This window comes from Bacillus sp. FJAT-27231 (assembly GCF_001183975.1).
GTDB lineage: Bacteria > Bacillota > Bacilli > Bacillales > Domibacillaceae > Pseudobacillus > Pseudobacillus wudalianchiensis.
The window spans coordinates 1,820,779-1,841,307 of record NZ_LFZU01000001.1 but is presented as its reverse complement, the minus strand read 5'-3'; the positions used below and the strand labels follow the sequence as shown (position 1 = coordinate 1,841,307).

Genomic DNA, 20,529 nt, shown 5'->3' with positions numbered 1-20,529 from the left:
TTGAAATTTTCTCGTTTGAATCAATATCATGAGCGATATTTGTCACCTAAAAGAGGGTGAATAAGATGATAACATCAAACTATCTAAAAATTAACCTCTTATTAGTTTTTCATCTGGCAGATCGGTTGATTTTTCAAGATGTCGTCGTTTCTTCAATGCGGTCAACGTAATCATTTCATACATAATAGAAGAAGCTAGAACCGCGGTAATTTCGTTAGCATCGTATGACGGCAGTACTTCCACTAAGTCAAATCCAACGACATTTAATCCATCTAGTCCTCTTACATACTCAAGTGCTTCATAGCTCGTCGGCCCCCCTACTTCAGGAGTCCCTGTTCCAGGTGCATACGCCGGATCAACAAAGTCAATATCGTAAGAAACAAAAACAGGCTTATCTTTTGTCCGCTCGTGTATACGTTCCATCACTTTTGAGAACCCTATTTTGCGCACTTCTTTCATCGGTATAACTTCAAATCCTAGCTTACGTGCATCTTCAATGTCATCCGGACTGTAGAGCGGGCCACGCATTCCTACTTGAATAGAATGATCTACATCAATTAACCCTTCTTCTACCGCACGGCGAAATGGTGTGCCATGCATGTACTTTTCTCCGTAGTAGTTATCCCACGTATCACCGTGCGAATCGAAATGTACAAGTGCAATCGGACCATACTTTCTATAAAAGGCCCGCAAATTCCCAAGAGAAATGGAATGATCTCCACCCATAATGATTGGTGTAACATCCTTTTCTAAAAGCGGTTCAAGCCCAGCCACAATATTATCATATGTACGGTGAATATTTCCTGGAATCACATCAATATCCCCGTAGTCCACACCTGAGCAGTATTCAAAAATGTCAATGTCCATATCAGGATTATACGGCCGAAGCAATACAGAAAAGTCACGAATATGCTGAGGGCCAAGACGCTGCCCTGTACGATTGGATGCAGCTGTGTCAAAAGGAACACCGAGCACGGCAAAATCAATGTTGTCTGTCGTCTGGATTTGTTCTAGTCTCATAAACGTACGGACACCACAAAAACGGGGAGATTTAGAAGAATCTTTTGGTTGGTACATGTAAATAGCCTCCTGTGCAATAAAATAAATAATGTTCACTCTCATAATCTTATTGCAATAATTGTGCCAACTTTATTTTTCAATGAGGAAGCTATTTCACTAAGAAATACTAAGTCACTTTTGCATTAACGGAGGTAAATTTAATGCAAAAGTGACTTAAAATGCATTTATGAATTAATTTGATATTTGTTTAGCTTTCTCACAACGCTAGATTGGCTAATACCCAAATAATCCGCCATCTCGTAAGTAGTTTTATACTGTCTGGCCGCCCGCCTTAACCAGCGAATTTCCACTTCCTCTATAGCCTTGCGCAAGGAGGCTCCCGTTTCTTCCATCTCCTCTAATGTTCCCTCATGTTCCAATGGGTGAGGATTAATCCCTAAATAGAAAGGAAGAGCTTGCGGATAGATCATCCGATTTTCTGTCGTTACAACGAGACGCTCGATTAGATTCTCTAATTCGCGCACGTTTCCCGGCCACTCGTAAGCAAGGAGCTCATTGATTGTCGTGACATGGAAGGTTTTATTAGATTCATATTTTTCATTAAACTTTTTTAGATAAAAATTGCATAAGGATAAAACATCCTCTTTTCTCTCCCTTAAAGGAGGAATGTTAATGGGGATAACATTGAGACGGTAAAAAAGATCTCTTCGAAACTTTCCTTCCTTCACCATTTGCTCCAAGTCCCTATTCGTTGAAGCGATAATGCGAAAGTCAATCTTTTTTGGCTCCGTTCCACCGATTCTCGTTACCCTTTTCTCCTGAATGACTTTTAGAAGCTTAACTTGAAGGGCTAATGGCAGTTCCCCTACTTCATCAAGAAAAAGCGTACCGCCGTTTGCCGTTTCAATCAACCCCGCCTTTCCTTCTTTGTTAGCGCCCGTAAAAGCCCCTCTCTCATAACCAAACATTTCTGATTCGAAAAGCGATTCTGGAATCGCACTGCAATTAATTTCAATAAATACTTCATCCTGTCTTCGGCTTCCTTCATGGACAGCCCGGGCAAATACATTTTTTCCGACACCGGATTCTCCTAAAAACACAACGGTTGCATCCGACTTTGCCACTCGCTGAATGAGCTGCCATATTTGACGAATCTCTTTACTTTTCATTACAGTTTCGCCAAAGTACTCCTCTTTTTCCCTTAACTCCTTAATTTCTGACTGGTAATAAGCCATCTTCATTCTTAGTTCTTCGTAATCTTCTTTTAAATGCTGAATTTCCGTTAAGTCATGAGAAAAACTAATAACACGAACGATCTCTCCCTCATCGTTCAATACAGGTAAAGCGGTAGCCATTACAATCCTGCCAGTCGATGTGTATTGCATTAACTGCACTTCCTTTTTCTCCTGTAAAACTTTCTTCGTAACAGAGGGAGAAAAAATGTTTTTTTGCTCTAATTCCTCAACATTTACGCCAATTAGCTTATCAGCTGCCTCTCCATAAATGGACAAGCAGCTTGGACTCGCTCTGAGGACGACACCGTCACCATCTGTAATGACAATATTGTCATTTGAGGCGGCCAAAATCGCTCTCAACTCTAATTCTCTTATATCCTCCATTTTCTATTCCTCTCCTCACTTAAACATACTTGCTATAAATAAAGCATGAATTAAATAGATTGCTTGCATTCAATCATCGGATTTTAAGAAGCCATAAAAAGCGCTTGTATGAAACGGTTAGAGAAAAAAGCTTGGTAACATGAATATATCGAATATTCCTTCCTTATAGCTGTGGCAGCCAACAATCATTGTTTTTCCGGAAGTCTTTATTTGATGATGCACTTGGTTTTATTATATACAAAAAAGCCGATAATCCTCCGTATACAATCCGGAAAATAATCGGCTTTCAATTCAATGACTATCTATCAGTAGACAAATACAGAAAAAACTTACTAGAAATCATTTACTTCCTTCAAAATACTGGGTTAATGATAGAGGAGGTATCCAATCGTTTATCATTCTGGTATTCACCGCTTATATGTCTGCCAGCATGAACAATCGGATTTACTTTATAGCTTCATTAATTTTTGTACTTGTCTTATTGGCAATAGTCTCCTGATAATTTTTCCCCCACTCATGCATAACATTAAGCACAGGAATGAGGCTCTTGCCCTGCTCGGTTAAAGAATATTCTACTTTTGGAGGAACAACAGGATACACTTCACGGTGTACAATAAAATCTTCTTGCAGTTCCCGCAATTGACTTACCAGCATTTTTTGTGTAATGCCCGGCATAAGCGCTTTCAATTCACTAAAACGCTTTGTGCCTTCCTTTCCAAGATACCACAATATCAACATTTTCCATTTTCCGCCAATAATGGAGAGAGTAAGTTCTTTTTCGCAGTTAAACACTTTATTGCAGAGATGTCCCACTTCATCTACCTCCTTAGCCTAATCATATATGGTCAAAAAATAGAAAAGATGCGAGTCGCCTTCGGCTGCTGAGTGTACGCAGACAAACCATTTCAACTTACAAACTATGGCAGAATAGTTACGCTCCTTCATTTCTGCCATTCAACGAAACAGTCGCCTATCAAAGAAAAGAATGAATAAAATCATTAAGCAAGTATACTAGGTGAAAAAATATTTAATCATAGGTCTAATTAAAAGCGGCTTGGGTTTTCATCCTCTCGCTGTTAAAGAACGAGAGCTGCAATCATACCAAATATAAACAGAGGAATATTATAGTGCATAAAAGTAGGAACACACGTATCCCAAATATGGTTATGTTTACCGTCTGCATTCAACCCCATCGTCGGACCGATCGTGCTATCCGAGGCTGGTGATCCAGCGTCCCCTAAAGCACTGGCTGTCCCAATTAATGCAGCTGTTGCTAATGGAGAAAAACCGACTGCCAAACATAACGGCACATATACAGACGCTAAAATAGGGATCGTACCAAAAGAAGAACCAATGCCCATCGTTACTAACAAACCAACCATAAGAATAGTGAAAGCCGCAAGCGGTTTGCTATTGCCAATGAATCCATTTGTAAGTGTCACTAATTCCGTGATAGCGCCTGTTTCCTTTAAAATAGTCGCATACCCCGCAGCAATTAACATAACGAATGCAATCGCTCCCATCATTTTCATGCCATCATCAACAATTTCATCTCCTTTAAGAATCGGAACAACCCGCCCCGCAAACATAAGGATAATCCCGGCAAGAGCTCCCAAAGCAAGAGAATGAGTGACAACCTGAATGATAAGGGCCAAAATAATCGCAATTAATGTGACTACATGCTGTTTATTAAAAGAAATGCTTTCCGCCGTAACGGAAATTTCCGAGGTCACAATTGGAGCCTCTACTTCTTCAGTTATGCTAGTTACTTTTTCTTTTCGATAAGTAATAAAAACAGCAATGAGCAATCCGACGATCATCCCTAGTCCTGGAATGAACAAAGCTAAAGGAAGCTGGCTGACTGCAATTTTCATCCCGTTTGTTTTCATCTCAGTCGCTATAATCTGGTGGAACATGAGTCCGTACCCTGCAGGAATCATAATATATGGCGCTTTCAAGCCGAATGTCAAAGCGGTGGCCACGCCGCGGCGATCTATTTTCATGCTGTCAAACAAATGGAGCAAAGGTGGAATCAGAATAGGGATAAAGGCAATGTGTACAGGAACCAAGTTTTGTGAAAAACAAGAGATTCCTGCAATCGTTAACAAAATAACTCCCCGCTTGCCTTTCAAAAATTTTAAGAGCTTATTAACTAATATTCCAGTAATCCCTGAATACTTAATCATTACGGCAAAAATCCCTAATAAAACAATACTTAATGCCGTTTCAGCTTGTCCACTCATTCCGGAAATAAGCATACTCGTTGAATCTAAAATAGAGAGCCCGGAAATTAAACCTGCACTTAAAGCAGCTAGTAAAATACTTAACACAACATTCACCCGCAACATGCTTAATATAATCATGAGCAATACGGAAACAATAACAGCAGCCATGAATTATTTTCCCCCTTTTATAATTGCGTTAATTAAGTTTTTCTTCCTCCTCGTTTCCATCATTCCTTAGCTGCCTTTACTCATTTTTAATGGTCATACTCTCCCTCCCTTCCCATTTTCAATAATTAGAATATTCTTAATATTACTCCATTGAGCCACCTTCGATAAGTACTTATTCTTATGAAATACAACACTTTTTTTACCTGTTCACTCCGTTGTTTTTGAAAGGTGATGAAGTCTTTCACTCCATAAAAATGGATCAGGGACTTAAAAGAGTCTCTGATCCATTTTGCTGTTCAAGTCAAATAGCCTGTTCATTTATATTACAAAGTCATACGGATACTTTTTTCTTATTTTACAACATGGGTTAAAGCGTGTCCCTGAACGCCGTTTATAATAGCCTGAATCGTTCTTTCTCTCAACTCTACAAGGGATTCTTCCGATACATATGAAGCATGCGGTGTGACAATTACTTCGCTCATAGAAAGCAGCGGATGATCTTGTTGAGGAGGCTCCTTCTCTAACACATCGAGCCCTGCTCCAGCGATATGTCCTTCTTTTATCAGCTTTTGCAAATCGGTCTCGTTTATGATACCGCCCCGGCATGTGTTAATAATGATCGCCCCTTTCGGCATCAGTTTCAGCTGTTCATAACTAAGAAGATTTTTTGTCTGCGGCGTAAGCGGTGCATGCAGACTAAGAATGTTAGACAACTGGAGCAGCTCAATAAGTGACACTGGTGTCACTCCATACAAATCAAAGATTTCATCAAAAACATATTCATCATAAGCTAAAATACGGACTCCGAATGGTTTTAACTTCGTGGCCACCATTCGGGCGATTCTTCCAAACCCCAATAGTCCCACTGTTCTTTCACTAAAACGATGGATCGGCTGTGTATCAAGAGGATCCCATTTTCCTTTTTTCACTTGATGATGGTAGGCAAATAAGCGGCGAGTCATTGCGAGTATAAGAGCAATGGTATGATCAGACACCTCTTCCACACAATAATCCGGTACATTCGAAACAGAAATCCCTCTTCTGGCAGCTGCTTCGACGTCTATATGATTATAGCCAACTCCCGGAACAGCTATAATTTTGCATGAATGCAGCTTCTCAATAAGATCTTGACCACACGGAAAACCTACTTGTGCCACTACCCCGACGGCATACGGGGCATACGAGAGACTATCTCTTTCCAGTGTATCTGATCGTGTTACTTTCAACTCAAAGCCGTATTGTTGATAAATCCTTTTTTCCAGCTCATGATCATTCCATTCATCGTCTAAAATCCAGACAAGAGGCCTTTTTTCCTTCACTTCATCTCCTCCTAATAATATAAGTGATGTAGGCGTTTTCAATTTAGTTGAAAGCCTTAGTTCCTCGCCCTGACCGACGAGATCCAGTGTAATCACTGTTTCTGCGGTTAGTTTGATACTTTTTCAACTGAGATGTCTATGGGCTCTAAAATAGAATTACGGTAATCACTAGGTGTTTTGCCTACTATAGTCTTAAATACACGGCTAAAATAATGAGAATTACTGTACCCCACTTCAGACGCAATTTGATAGACCGTATAATTCAAATCCATCAGCAAAGCTTTTGCTTTTTCGATTCGTAAATAAGTAATATACTCAACAAAGTTTTTTCCTGTAGCACTTTTAAAAAGTCGGCTGAAATAAGTCGGACTCAAATGGACATAGTTGGCCACGTCCTCCAGTGTAATAGATTTTAAATATTCTTTTTCAATGTAAGCCATCGCTTTTTGAACCGATTTAAGACTGTATTCATTTTTCTTACTAAATACGAGCTCCGTAAAGCGATAAATCATGTTTTCAAGCCATTGCTCCATTTCTGCTAAGTTTTCAATGGTATTTAACCCCTTTGTATAGTCTAAAAGAATAGAATGAATTTCTTTCATATTGGCGCCGCCATTGATCGCCGCCCGGGCAAGTACAGTAGATATTTCTGTAATTTGCAGTTTTAATACTTCCGGATCAACCTTTTGCTTTGAAAACAGCTCATTAAATAAGTTTTTCATATTCTCTTTTACCGCTGCAATGTCAGCAACCATTAATTTGCTTGCTAATGTGGCAACATCCTGGTTCTGCAGCAAGTATACTTCATTAGTGAAAGGTTCTACGTCATCAATATGAATGACAGTATCCTTTTTCCCAAAAAACTTATATTTTTGCGCATACAATGCTTCCTGGTAGGAAACATACAAAGACCTTACATCTTCGCAATGATTTCCAATCCCTATTGTCACACTGTAGCCTGTACTTTCTTTAATATATTCTTTCGTTTTTTCTGCTAAATTTTTAGCACGCTGTTTATACTCTACTTTGCTGTTCAACAAAGGGAGAGAGAATAAAATGGCAAACTTATCTGCTCCTGTTCCCATGGCCAAGACCTCATCAAGCTCACTTTTGAGAAATAAACGAGTAATGGTAATAATCTCATTCCGAATGGAATCTTGCAGCTGCTTACTCTTATCTTTATTCAAAGCGAAAAACTCATCAATTTGAACCGTCATAGCTATATTGGGAACAGCGGACAGCCCAACCAATTGACACTGGTCCCAGATGTCTTTTGGATTTTGAATATTTCCATATAATAAATTATAAATGACGCTTAAACGCAAAGATGACATGATCTGTAAAGGGTCTTCCTGCTTTTGCCGATGGATCTGTATCGACTGTTGTACAGACTTTTTCAGCTCTTGTAATAACTGATAAACGACTTCTTTTTCCAATGGTTTACTTAAACAGTCGAACACGCCGTTTTTGAAGAGGTTTCTAACTTCATTGTTATGATAATGCGTCTTCATAATAACTAAAGGCAGGGCGGGATTTTTCTTATTGAATTGACGGCAGACAAAGTCTTCCGTCTTTACTGTGATTTCATCGACATCTAGAAAGACAGCTGCGATGTTTTTCAGCGCCAGACCTTCTTTCAAAAATGTCCTATTGTCTCTTACTTCCACCGTAAATCCAAACTTGAAATCATTATTTAGTTGATGAACAAGATTAATAATATTTAAATCATGTGTTGCTAAGATCAAGAGATTTCGCACAGTCCTCACACCCTTCAATAAAAATAGCTTTTTATCTCGGTTATGCCTGAAGATCCATCTTCTATCTTGCTGCTTTATTCCCTGATGTCTATACTGGCTCTATATTTAGTCGACTAACCTTTCTGTAGTGTATGCTACTTTTTATTTTATCTAAAATTCGTAATATTCTCACTATAAATTTCAAACATTTGCCTGATCCGTAGGTTTCTTGGGCTAAAAGTGCTTTAAATCCTCATTTATTTTACTTCCATCATAGCCTTCAAACTTTCCTCGCGAATTAGCTCGGTAAGCTGTTCCTTATAGGCCAGAAAACGATGGTCAACTTTTATATTATAGGAACGAGGATAATGTAAATCAATTGGGATATCCGCTTTTATTCTCCCTGGCCTAGAGGTCATCACAATGACTCTATTCGCCAAAAAATTGGACTCCTCTACGTCATGGGTAATAAACAGAATCGTTTTATTCGATTTCTCCCAAATTTCCAGTAAGAGCTCTTGCATAAGAGTCCCCGTTTGATTATCAAGGGCTCCAAACGGTTCATCAAGCAGCAAAATATCTGGATCATTCGCTAAAGCTCTTGCGATCGCCACACGTTGCTGCATTCCTCCCGACAACTGCCGGGGATAATGTTTTTCAAACCCATTTAACCTAACTAATTCGATATAATTTTGAACAATCTCTTTACGCTGGGCGGGGGACATTTGACTATTTTTAGCTCAAACTGAATATTTTCTTCCACTGTTAACCACGGAAACAAAGAATATGCTTGAAAAACCATACCTCTATTTGAGGATGGGCCTGAAATTTCGTTTTCATCCAAATAAATATGACCTTCCGTCTGCTCTTCAAGGCCAGCTACAATCCGAAGCAATGCCGGCTTTCCACATCCAGATGGCCCAAGTATGGAGATTAATTTTTGTATGTCTTTCATAACGAAAAGCTACCAGTCTCATCGGTAGAATGGTAGCTTTTTTAATTTTGTTTAGCCTTAATGTTCTATCTGCTTTTCTATAAAAAGAGAAATAAACAGTTTGTTCAGGAATAGAGTAAATAGTATCGTAATAGTGAAGCATTTCTTCGCGTAGACAGCGAGCCTCCAAATCCCATTGGCGCGATGCTCATCTGTAACAACATATTTTCTAACAATCATATCTCCAAGTCTAGCATGGAATTCTTCGTCTTTTTTCACTTGCTCGCAGCATCTGGCCAAGTCATCCGAACCGATTCGGCGGCAGTTCTCAGTAACAATGTCATGTGTCGTAGTCGTAGATGTTTCAGAACAATTCCAAACCGCTACTGCACAAGCACGATTTTTTTAAAGCGCTTTCCAGTGCAAGTTTTCCCAGCCCATGTGAGCTTCCGGTGGACTAGCCGGCGCCGGTTAATACTTATTTAGTCATTTTGTTAGCATTTAATTAATTATTTAATATTTTGAATATTCTTAACTAAATTATACAATCCTTATTTCCAAGTGATAAGTACTCATTTTTGACATATAGTATACTTTTTTGCCTTAAAATTCTCTTGAAGAGCAATAAAAGCAATTTTTTATACACAGACTACTGACCGATCACTAACCGTTCTTTTCTTATTATCTGATTTTTAAACAGCGAGCTGTTCCTTTAATTCTTTTACTGCTGCTAACTCTTTCATCTCACCTGCAAGCAGCTTAAAGTACTTATACATCACATGGTCTTCTTCTTGATGTGGTACTTGCTGACGGCAGAAAGAGTAAACCCATTTTGTACCTACACCTAAATTGGCCGGCCCCTTGTATTCAGCAGCACGAGCCGCACTAAACAATTCGATCGCCATTACATGATAAGCATTTTGAATAATTTTTGCTGCCTTCCGTGCGGCAATGGTTCCCATGCTGACATGATCTTCTTGATTAGCCGAACTCGGAATGGAATCCACACTTGCCGGATGTGCCAAAGATTTATTTTCCGACACAAGGGCTGCAGCTGCATACTGGGCGATCATTAAGCCAGAGTTCATCCCTCCCTCTTTCGTTAAAAAGTCAGGAAGCTGGTCATTCAACTGCGGATTGACAAGCCTCTCAATTCTTCTTTCGGAAATGTTGGCCAGTTCCGCCACCGCAATAGAGAGATAATCCATCGCAATAGCCATCGGCTGCCCATGGAAATTCCCTCCGGAAATGACTTTATCCTCATTCACAAAGATAAGCGGATTATCCGTTACTGAATTCATTTCAACAATCAATTTATCGTGGATATGCTGGAGTGCATCCCGTGAAGCTCCGTGAACTTGCGGTACGCAACGCAATGAATATGCATCCTGTACTCTTACCTCGCCTTGATTAGTCATCAACTGACTGCCTCTCGTAATCTTTGCAATATTTGCAGCAACTAACTGTTGGCCGGCATGCGGACGAATTCTATGAGTCTCCGGTTCAAATGCTTGTCTTACCCCACGAAGAACCTCGGTCGTTAAAGCAGACGTAAAATCTGCCCAATTCGCAAGATTTAAGGCATCCCAACAAGCCAGAGCACCTACAGCTGTCATCACTTGTGTCCCGTTAATCAAAGCTAGACCCTCTTTTGCTTCTAAGGAGACAGGAGAAATGCCAGCCAGTCTCATAGCTTGTCCGCCGTCCATTTGTTTCCCTTCAAAATAAGCTTCTCCTTCTCCCATAATGACTAAAGCCAAATGAGAAAGTGGAGCTAGATCTCCGCTTGCTCCCAGAGACCCTTGCTCGGGAATGACAGGTGTGACGCCTTTGTTCAACATGTCCACCATTGTCTCTACAACTTCCAACCGAATACCGGAATGGCCGTAAAGAAGAGCATTTACCCTTAACAGAATAATCGCTCTCACCACATCCTCAGAAAACGGTTCCCCTATTCCGCATGCATGACTGCGAATGAGATTAATTTGAAGATCTTTCGCTTGATCATTCGGAATGTAAGTGTCGCTGAACTTTCCAAACCCGGTCGTCAATCCATAGACGACCTTCTTTTCATCTAGCAGCTTGACTACATATTCTCTGCTGCGTTTCACTTTTTCTTTTTGTTCTTCGGCAATGTCCACTGTATGCTTATTGCGGGCGACAAGCACCACATCTTCTAGCGTTAGAGGCAAACTGCCAACGAGAACTTTTTCTTTTTTCAGTAACATGAACTCTCACTCCTTTTATCATTGTGTATTCAGTCTTAGAGGAAGAAAAAATTTATTTAAAGGGAGAATGCCCCTTTTAAATGAACAGTCTTCTTTTATATTTTCATTTCCTTTAACAGCTGCGGGTTTAAGAGGTGTTCAATCGGCTTGCCTTCTACACCATCAATCGCATTTTGGCTCGTCTTCGTTTTCAGTTCTACAATCGCTTCTTCCGAAATATAAGCCGAGTGAGGCGTAATATACACCTTATCTGTATTCAACAGTGGATCGTCTGGGCGCGGTGGTTCATGGAGCAGCACATCAAGACCGGCCCCCGCAATGTGTCCCTCTTGAATCGCCTGGTACAAGTCTTCTTCATTGATCACCCCGCCTCTGCTCGTGTTAACAATAAAGGCGCCCTGCGGCAGCATCTTCAACTCGTCGTAGCTGATAATATTTTTCGTATCCGATTTGAGCGGCACGTGCAGAGTCAAAAAGGACGATTGTTTCAATAAGTCATGGAATGATACCGCTTCCACTGAATACTCCTCAAAAACCTCTTTGGCTACACCAGGATCATGGGCGATCAGACGAACACCGAAGCCTTTAAGCTTCTGAGCCACCTTCTGGGCGATTCGGCCAAACCCAAGCAGTCCTACTGTGTTTTTACAAAAACGGGTAATCGGAAGTGTGTCCATCGGATCCCACTCGCCTCGTTTAACTTGCTCGTTGTATGCTGGAAAACGGCGGGCCAACGTAAGGATATGAGTGATGGCATGATCAGAGACCTCTTCAGAGCAGTATTCCGGAACATGGGATACGAGTATGCCTTTGCGCGTCGCCGCTTCCACGTCAATATGGTTAAATCCTACTGCTGATGCTGAAATAATTCGGCATGAATCTAATTGATTTATGATCTCAGCCGTGCATTGAAATCCTACTTGAGCCACCACTGCATCAGCATAAGGGGCATAATGAGGAGAATCTGTTTCAAATACCTCTGAACGTGTAACTTTCACCTCAAAACCATTTTGTTCATATAAAGCTTTTTCTACACTATGATCTGTCCATTCGTCGTCAAGAATCCAAACTAATCGTTTTCCATTTTTCAATGTTATAGGCCTCCTTTTAAATGTGATGTGGAGCTTTAGCGTTTATTTCTTGCAGTGCTTTTACGAGCTTGTCATTTTGTGAGGTTGTTCCGATGCTAATACGGGCATATGTAGGATAGCCCCATGCTGCGCATGGCCGAATAATTAACCCCCTTGATGCTAACTCTTCTGCTATACTGTCCGTCTCTTTTTTCATATCAACGAACAAAAAGTTTGTATGAGAGGCTTCCACTTCGTAGCCGAGGGAATGAAATTCTTTAACCAACTTTTCCATTTCGTGTTTGTTTTCGGCGAGAGTTTTATGTTTGTGTTCTATATCTTCTAATGCTCCTAATGCCCCTGCATGAGCCACCCGGTTACAGGCAAACGGCTCACGCACTCTTTGCAGCGGCTGTATAAGCTCTTGGCTCGCCATGGCATATCCTACACGCATGCCAGCTAATCCATAAAGTTTTGAAAATGTCCGTATTGTGATGACAGACAGCCCTTCTTTTATATACTCTACCCCCGTTGGGTAATTTTCTCGTGTAATAAATTCTCCGTAAGCTTCATCTAATACAGCCACAACATGTTTTGGCAAACGATTGAAAAATGCCCGGAGGTCTTCTTCGTCTACGATGGTGCCTGTTGGGTTGTTCGGGTTGCATACGATGACAACCTTTGTTTTTTCTGTAATAGCTTCAAGCATTGCCTTTAGGTCAAACTTGTGATCTTTTGTTGTCGGGATCTCGACAGGCACTCCTCCCATAAGCAAGGTGTTCTTATGATATTCAGAAAACGTCGGCGTACAATAGACTACTTCGTCTCCAGAATTAACATACGAGGCAATTACCAGATTAATAATGTTGTCCGCGCCATTCGCCACGACGTAGTTTTCAGGATCAATCCCGTGTAATTCACCCAGCTTAGTACGAAGCTCCAAGCAAGTCAGATCAGGATAAAAATGTGCTTCCTGAATCGCTTTCACCATTGCCTCTATCGCTTTGGGAGACGGGCCTAACTGATTCTCGTTGGTAGCCAGACGAATAATGTCCGTTACCTTTTCTTGCTTCTTAGCTTCCTCAGCCGCTTGACCAGGGATGTAAGGATCTAAATCTCTGACATGGCTGCGCCATAAATTTTCTGACATGATGCATCCTCCTTCTTTCTCTTACGTACATCAACGGCTTATACCGTTGGTAAGGGTGTTAAAGCATTTTTTGGGCGTTTACACTTTAATGGTGAACCTTTAGATTATTTATACACGATCTTTTTAAAAAAACTAAGGCGTTTTCCGATCAAAGTAAAAAATATTCACAATATAACAAAAATTTAACCTTTATTTGATTGTTTTACAGTTTTTTATACCTCTTTTTAATTATTTAAGAGAAAGGTCGAAAGTAAGCGCTTGCAATAATAAGAACTACCTTATACATTTTTGCTGCAATGCCATCATCATGCTGTTCAATTGCTCTCTTGCTTTTAATACTTCCGGGTGACTCGAGCCTTTGCTTTTTGCCAAACGACAGATTTCCTCCCGGCGCTTGCTTATACTGTTCTTAATGATTATGATTTCTGACAAGAGCATCTGATCTTTCCCCCTTTTTGAAAATAAAGTCTTTGTGAAAGAGTCAACGAGAAGTTTTTCTACTGATTTTTTTGAACGTATTATGTTAGAGCCTTACATCATTTATACATGAGCTTAAAGCAAAAAAAAGGTATTTTCATAATGAAAATAAAAATCTTCACGATATAGTAAAAATTTAGACCACCAAGATAGGATTAAAAAGCTTAAGTTGATTTGTGTAAAAAGCAGTCTAAAAGCCAGTTTTTCATTGACCTTAAGACTGCAGCATTTTTTAAAATTTTTAGCTATTCTTTCGGAACATGAATGAATCGAATATAAACTAGGTGGAATATCTACACATCAACTAAACAATGATCATTAAAATAAATCACTTCGGTCAAAATTTTATAACCGGGAATTTTATGAAATAAGCCTCTCGCTTCTTTTTCAGTCTCAAACTCGAACATTTTCAGATCATTTTTGGAATGAACAGTGATTACCCACACAAAAAGTTTCCTCCACTTAATAGATTCTCTTTAAACTTTCCCTGGATTATTCTATGTTACTCACAGATTTTGCCTAGCTGCCTTGTGGATGCTAAGATTAAGAGACTGAATTCCTTATCATAAGTATAAACTTATTCTTTTTTATGTGCGCCCTAAGACCAATCTAGTGGCCGCATCCTCATTTGGCCTGCCTGCTGTCAGCACTTGAACGCCTTTTTTCCAAACAGACTTCACGTGATTCACTCCAAATAAATATTGCAGTTCCTGATAATTCTTCACATTCCATAATACAAGATCTGCTTGTTTCCCAACTTCCAGTGAACCTATCTGTTTTTCACGATTAATTGCACAAGCAGCATTGTAAGTCGCGGCCGTTAATGCTTCTGCCGGCGTCATTCTCATGGAAATACAGGCCAAATTCATAACAAGCGGCATCGATGTAGTCGGGGATGATCCCGGATTGCAGTCAGTTGAAATAGCTACCGGAACGCCTTGGTCAATCATTTTTCTTCCTTGGGCTGCTTCTTCACGTAAATACAGAGCGGTGGCCGGAAGAAGGCAAGCAATCGTACCGGCTTTCGCCATCGCCTGAATTCCTTCGTCTGAAGCTTTCAATAAGTGCTCTGCTGAAATGGCTCCTGTTCTTGCAGCTAATTCTGCTCCGCCATACGGCGCAATTTCATCTGCATGAATTTTAGGAATCAATCCGTATTGTTTTCCCGCCTCTAATATCCGTTCTGATTGCTCAGGTGTAAATACATCTTTTTCGCAGAAGACATCATTAAACTCTGCCAGCTTTTCTTCTGCTACAGCTGGAAGCATATCGTGAATTAGGTGATCAACAAACTCATCTTCCCGCTCCTTGAATTCCACCGGAACAGCATGCGCTCCCATAAACGTAGGCACAATCTCTAAAACATGTTTATCTTTGAGTTTTTTCATGATACGCAGCTGCTTTAGCTCTGTTTCTAAATTCATGCCGTAACCGCTCTTGCCTTCAATCGTTGTGACCCCATGAGCTAAAAACGAATCAAGACGGCGCATTGTCTGTTCAATTAGCTCCTCTTCACTTGCAGCCCGTGTCATGCGGGTAGTCGCATGAATGCCTCCCCCTGCGTTCATAATTTCCATATACGTGGCCCCTTCAAGACGCATTTCGAACTCACGCGCACGGCTTCCGCCAAATACGACATGCGTGTGAGGATCTACAAGGCCAGGGGTAAGCAGATGACCAGACGCATTTACGATTTCTGCTTCTTTTGTTTTATCTCCGTAACGCTTCTCAATCTCTTTCGTTGTGCCAACTGCTTGAATGACGCCATCTTCAATCCACAAGCTGCCATCCTCGATTAACCCTAGATCTGACATGGCTGCTTTCGAACGAGGTCCTTTTACGTCTGATGCAAGTGTAGCCACCTGAGCTGCATGCTTAATCCAGATCGGTTTTGTCATGAATTCTGCCCTCTTTCAAGCATTGGCATGTGGATTCCTTTTTCACGAGCTGTTTTCTTTGCCAGTTCATAGCCGGCATCCGCATGACGCACGACACCCATGCCGGGATCTGTTGTCAAAACGCGCTGAAGGCGGGCTTCCGCCTCTTTTGTACCATCCGCTACAATGACAACACCTGAATGCTGGGAGTACCCCATGCCGACACCACCGCCATGATGAAGCGATACCCATGTTGCACCGCCAACAGCATTGACCATAGCATTCAATAACGGCCAGTCCGATACAACATCTGATCCGTCTTTCATCGCCTCCGTTTCACGGTTAGGAGAAGCAACGGAACCAGAATCTAAGTGATCACGTCCAATAACAATTGGTGCCTTTAGTTCGCCGCTGGCAACCATATCATTCAAGATTTTGCCGAAACGGGCCCGTTCCCCATAGCCAAGCCAACAAATACGGGCAGGAAGACCTTGGAATTCTATTTTCCCCTGTGCCATTCGAATCCAGTTGCATAAATGCTCGTTATCTGCAAATTCGCGCAGAATCGCCTCGTCTGTTTTATAAATGTCTTCTGGATCTCCTGATAACGCTACCCAACGGAAAGGACCTTTCCCCTCACAAAACTGCGGTCGGATATAGGCAGGAACAAACCCTGGAAAATCAAAGGCATCTTCTACTCCTTCATCCTTCGCTACTTGACGAATATTGTTACCATAGTCAAACGTAACCGCGCCTTTTCTCATCATCTCAAGCATGGCTTTTACGTGAGTAGCCATGGAAGCTTTAGAAAGTTTGACATATTGTCCTGGGGTAGTCTCGCGAATAATTGCTGCCTCTTCTAAAGACATGTTAGAAGGAACATAGCCATTTAACGGATCATGGGCAGATGTTTGATCAGTTAACGCGTCTGGAATGAAATTACGGCTAATCATTTCCGGCAAGACATCCGCTGCATTGCCTACTAGGCCAATAGATAATGCCTTGCCTTCATTTTTTGCTTCTTCCGCTAAGCGAATCGCTTCATCTAATGAGTGTGTTTTGACATCTGTATAGCGAGTTTCGATTCGGCGGTCAATTCTTGTTTCATCGACATCAATAGCGATACATACGCCTCCATTCATCGTCACAGCAAGCGGCTGTGCACCGCCCATCCCGCCAAGTCCAGCCGTGACTGTGATGGTTCCTTTGAGTGTACCGTTAAAATGCTGCTTCGCCAATTCTGCAAATGTTTCGTATGTTCCTTGTACAATTCCCTGCGACCCAATATAGATCCAGCTGCCCGCTGTCATTTGGCCATACATCATCAAGCCTTTTTGGTCAAGCTCGTGAAAGGTATCCCAGTTCGCATAAGCCGGAACGATGTTCGAATTGGCGATCAATACGCGCGGTGCATCTTTGTGTGTTTTGAACACAACAACGGGCTTTCCTGATTGAACAAGCATTGTCTCATCTTCTTCAAGTCCTTTTATCGTTTCTACAATGGCATCAAAGGCCTCCCAGTTACGGGCCGCTTTCCCAATTCCGCCGTAAACGACAAGCTTTTCCGGATGCTCAGCGACATCCGGATCTAAGTTATTCATTAACATACGCAAGACTGCTTCCTGTTGCCAGCCTTTCGTATTTAATTCGGTGCCTCGATAACGGATTACTCGATTTTGTGTCATTGAACTCATTTTTTTCTGCCTCCTATATCGTTTAGAAATCAATTAAACTGAATATTCAAATAAATAAACATAAAGCCGTAACCTATTGATTTTAAATCTTTTATCCTGCTTTAGCTGGGTTTCCGTTGAAGGGTTCATCGGCAATTTTAATCGATTCTGTTGGACACCCAAAACAGGCGTCTTCTACGTCATTAAAAAGCTCCTCGGGCAGTTCAGCCGTTCCTTGATTATTATCAAGCGTCACAAACGAAAGCCCATTTTCATCGGAATCAAAGACAGTTGGCGCCGTAATTCCGCATGCTCCGCAGGCTATACAAGTCTCCATATCTACGATCGTGTATTTTGCCATCTCTTACACCTCCAAAGCTTACATTTTGTTAAAAACAATTTTCCACTGGATAAGCCTTTCATTTTTTATATTGGATAAATTTATCTGAATCAAGAATGACTTGCTGCTTCTTTTAGGTTATCCTTTCCCATTACACTTGTACTGTGGAGAGGCTGTACTTTTGCCTTTGGATCAATGTATACTTTTGCGTTGCTAACAGCAGTCGGCGCTTCTCCAAAACCGCTCGCAATCAATTTCACTTTTCCTTCATACGTACAAATATCTCCAGCCGCATAAATTCCTTCGATATTCGTTTCCATTCTGGAATTTACAACAAGGCTGTTTTTCTCAATGTTCAGCCCCCAATCTTTAATGGGACCAAGAGAAGAAACAAACCCATAAGTCACTACGACATCATCCACATGAATGGTTTCTCTTTGATCGCCTTTTACCTGTTCAAGTACAACCTGTTCAATTCTCCGTTCTCCAATTAGTTCCACCGGTACATATGGCGTCATAATGTTGATAGAAGAATTCTTCATTGTTTCCACGCTATGCTCATGGGCTCGAAATTTGTCGCGGCGATGGGCAATCGTTACCTGTTCAGCAATTGGCTCAAGCATCAAAGCCCAGTCGACAGCGGAATCGCCGCCGCCAAATACCTGTACTTTTTTTCCGGCAAACTGCTTTAAATCATTAATAAAGTAATGAAGATTTTCATCTTCATACTTCCCTGCGCCTTCCAGCTCCAGCTTTCTTGGCTGGAAAGCACCATTGCCGGCCGTAATAATAATCGTTTTCGTGTAGTGAGTATTAGCATTTGTCATTAGCTTGAAAGTGCCGTCTTCTTGCTTTTCAAGCTCCTTTACAGATTCTTTAAGGCAGACAGTCGGTTTAAACTGATCCATTTGAGCTTTAAGGTTATCAACAAGCTCTTGTGCCCTCACTTTTGGAAAACCGGCTACGTCATAAATATATTTTTCGGGATAAAGGGCCGACAGCTGGCCGCCAAGCTGCGGAAGGCTTTCAATAATTTTACAAGACATTTGTCTCATCCCTGCGTAAAAAGCAGTAAATAACCCTACAGGACCTCCACCAATAATTGTTACGTCAAAAACTTCATGTTCAGCCATTCAACCACTCCTTGATAAAAACTGCATCCAGCCTGCAGTCGTTCTACAGAATTGATAGTGTTAGGAACCGATCCTCCTTCTTGACTTTCGTTATCGAATGAGGCGTTTCCCACTCCTTAACCTATTTATACAGCATCTTTCATAAAAAACTAAGGGCTTTCATAATCAGAGTAAAAAATAGTCACAATATAATAAAAAATAGCACTATGCCTTCCATAAGCTGCGATATAGTGATGTAAAGCTGTAGACAAAACCGAAATATGTAGTCATACGCAGAATTAAAATTAAAAAACCACTTTCTATTCTCTGTTATCACGAATATCACAGAATAGAAAGTGGCTTTATAATGATAGAAAAATATAACCTTCAGGAAAGTGAATGTTATTAAGTGGCTAAACTTTTGGTTTCCTCCTTGTAATGATTTTGCTTCCAGTGACGCACGAGGAAAATTGGTGCGTACCGAGCAGCCATTTTGATGCACTCTTTCATGCTAAGATGGGATACGATATTTTGCCAAGCAGTATCAACTCTGTGCCGCGATCAACGAAAGTGCTTAGATAAGGTGTCCATTTCCTGTCCGTCGCAAGCTGTATGGCCTTTTTTAATATCTGCTGCCTTTCCCATCGGAACAGCGATTATTACACATTTTTCCGCCTTGTATTCTCCGTATTTATAAAACTGCTTTCTTGCATGGATAGCATGAACGTATTTATATATTTCTTTTTTCTCTCCTAACACTCATTAGTCATTCACGACCGCAACATGTTTAAGAATAAATTTTTCGATCACATGGCGTACACCTTCTTCATTGTTTGAACGTGAAATATAATCCGCCTTGTCTTTTAATCCTTGTACCGCATTGCCCATTGCTACCCCAAGTCCAGCAGTCGTTACGAGATCAAAATCATTATAGCTGTCTCCTATACCGATGATTTCTGAACGGTCAATGCCCAGCTCTTGAGCCAGGTGCAACAGGGCGATCCCCTTATCAGCTTCTGGGTGTGTGACTTCAAGATAAGCTGACTTTGATTTTAAGAAATTTGCCTGTCCGCTGAATAATTCACGGAGCTCTGCTTGCAGCTCATCAATATATTCAGGGGCATCAATAAAAAGTGCTTTTTGAAAGCCCCGGCTTGCCAGCTTCGCAAGATCCGGCTCTACCTTATAAGGAACTTTCGCCGCCTCTACATACTCACGGATGAAATCATTTTCTGATGCAGCATAAAGAACATCATCCTGGTAAACTTGTAAGTGCAAATTTCTTTTTTTAGCAATATTAATAAGATCATGAGCAAGATGCGGCGGGACAAGCCGCTCGTACATAACTGCTTTTTCTTCTACATCCTTAATAAGTGCACCTTGATAAGTAATGAGCGGTACATTTAAACCGAGCTGCTTGGCAAACGGCTTTGCAGACAGAAACATCCGTCCGGTTGCAATCGTGACAACGACTCCTTGCTCTACTGCTCGTTGAATAGCTTGTATTGTTCCTTGAGAAACGACCAATTCATCATTAAGCAATGTACCATCCAGATCAATTGCTACCATTTTATACATAAG

17 protein-coding genes are annotated in these 20,529 nt (G+C 41.0%); all 17 read right to left on the bottom strand.

Going from position 1 to position 20,529, the window contains the following annotated elements; translation table 11 throughout:
- Positions 1 to 90: 90 nt before the first annotated feature.
- Complete coding sequence (speB, locus tag AC623_RS08630; RefSeq protein ID WP_049662077.1) at positions 91 to 1,077, bottom strand: agmatinase; 987 nt, start codon at positions 1,075 to 1,077, stop codon at positions 91 to 93.
- Positions 1,078 to 1,244: 167 nt separating this feature from the next.
- A complete protein-coding gene (locus tag AC623_RS08625; protein WP_049662076.1) occupies positions 1,245 to 2,639 on the bottom strand; it encodes a sigma-54 interaction domain-containing protein in 1,395 nt (464 codons plus the stop codon).
- 444 nt (positions 2,640 to 3,083) lie between these two features.
- Positions 3,084 to 3,452, bottom strand: coding sequence for a winged helix-turn-helix transcriptional regulator (locus AC623_RS08620; RefSeq protein ID WP_049662075.1), 369 nt, complete (start codon positions 3,450 to 3,452; stop codon positions 3,084 to 3,086).
- Positions 3,453 to 3,715: 263 nt separating this feature from the next.
- Positions 3,716 to 5,032 carry a Na+/H+ antiporter family protein gene (locus AC623_RS08615; protein ID WP_049662074.1) on the bottom strand — a complete coding sequence of 439 codons (1,317 nt, stop codon included), beginning with the start codon at positions 5,030 to 5,032 and terminating at the stop codon, positions 3,716 to 3,718.
- A gap of 350 nt (positions 5,033 to 5,382) precedes the next feature.
- Positions 5,383 to 6,351: a C-terminal binding protein gene (locus tag AC623_RS08610; protein WP_049662073.1), complete on the bottom strand. Its 969-nt coding sequence runs from the start codon at positions 6,349 to 6,351 to the stop codon at positions 5,383 to 5,385.
- 107 nt (positions 6,352 to 6,458) lie between these two features.
- Positions 6,459 to 8,108, bottom strand: coding sequence for a helix-turn-helix domain-containing protein (locus AC623_RS08605; protein WP_049662072.1), 1,650 nt, complete (start codon positions 8,106 to 8,108; stop codon positions 6,459 to 6,461).
- A gap of 236 nt (positions 8,109 to 8,344) precedes the next feature.
- Complete coding sequence (locus AC623_RS21005; RefSeq protein WP_269429907.1) at positions 8,345 to 8,812, bottom strand: ABC transporter ATP-binding protein; 468 nt, start codon at positions 8,810 to 8,812, stop codon at positions 8,345 to 8,347.
- Complete coding sequence (locus tag AC623_RS22090) at positions 8,764 to 9,042, bottom strand: ATP-binding cassette domain-containing protein (protein ID WP_053104100.1); 279 nt, start codon at positions 9,040 to 9,042, stop codon at positions 8,764 to 8,766. The genes AC623_RS21005 and AC623_RS22090 overlap by 49 nt, the downstream gene beginning before the upstream one ends.
- 671 nt (positions 9,043 to 9,713) lie before the next feature.
- Entirely contained in the window at positions 9,714 to 11,249 is a 1,536-nt protein-coding gene (hutH, locus tag AC623_RS08590; protein WP_049662070.1) for a histidine ammonia-lyase, read from the bottom strand.
- A 95-nt stretch (positions 11,250 to 11,344) separates the two neighbouring features.
- Complete coding sequence (locus tag AC623_RS08585; RefSeq protein ID WP_049662069.1) at positions 11,345 to 12,340, bottom strand: C-terminal binding protein; 996 nt, start codon at positions 12,338 to 12,340, stop codon at positions 11,345 to 11,347.
- A 16-nt stretch (positions 12,341 to 12,356) separates the two neighbouring features.
- Complete coding sequence (gene hisC, locus AC623_RS08580) at positions 12,357 to 13,469, bottom strand: histidinol-phosphate transaminase (protein WP_049662068.1); 1,113 nt, start codon at positions 13,467 to 13,469, stop codon at positions 12,357 to 12,359.
- Between the two features lie 1,064 nt (positions 13,470 to 14,533).
- Complete coding sequence (hutI, locus tag AC623_RS08575; RefSeq protein ID WP_049662067.1) at positions 14,534 to 15,844, bottom strand: imidazolonepropionase; 1,311 nt, start codon at positions 15,842 to 15,844, stop codon at positions 14,534 to 14,536.
- Entirely contained in the window at positions 15,841 to 17,517 is a 1,677-nt protein-coding gene (gene hutU / locus AC623_RS08570; RefSeq protein ID WP_049662066.1) for a urocanate hydratase, read from the bottom strand. The genes hutI and hutU overlap by 4 nt, the downstream gene beginning before the upstream one ends.
- A 91-nt stretch (positions 17,518 to 17,608) precedes the next feature.
- On the bottom strand, positions 17,609 to 17,857 hold the full coding sequence (locus tag AC623_RS08565; RefSeq protein ID WP_049662065.1) for a ferredoxin: 249 nt from the start codon (positions 17,855 to 17,857) through the stop codon (positions 17,609 to 17,611).
- Positions 17,858 to 17,946: 89 nt separating this feature from the next.
- On the bottom strand, positions 17,947 to 18,969 hold the full coding sequence (locus AC623_RS08560) for an NAD(P)/FAD-dependent oxidoreductase (protein ID WP_049662064.1): 1,023 nt from the start codon (positions 18,967 to 18,969) through the stop codon (positions 17,947 to 17,949).
- Positions 18,970 to 19,509: 540 nt separating this feature from the next.
- Positions 19,510 to 19,707, bottom strand: coding sequence for a hypothetical protein (locus AC623_RS08555; RefSeq protein ID WP_049662063.1), 198 nt, complete (start codon positions 19,705 to 19,707; stop codon positions 19,510 to 19,512).
- A 3-nt stretch (positions 19,708 to 19,710) separates the two neighbouring features.
- Positions 19,711 to 20,526, bottom strand: coding sequence for a Cof-type HAD-IIB family hydrolase (locus tag AC623_RS08550; RefSeq protein WP_049662062.1), 816 nt, complete (start codon positions 20,524 to 20,526; stop codon positions 19,711 to 19,713).
- Positions 20,527 to 20,529 lie beyond the last annotated feature (3 nt).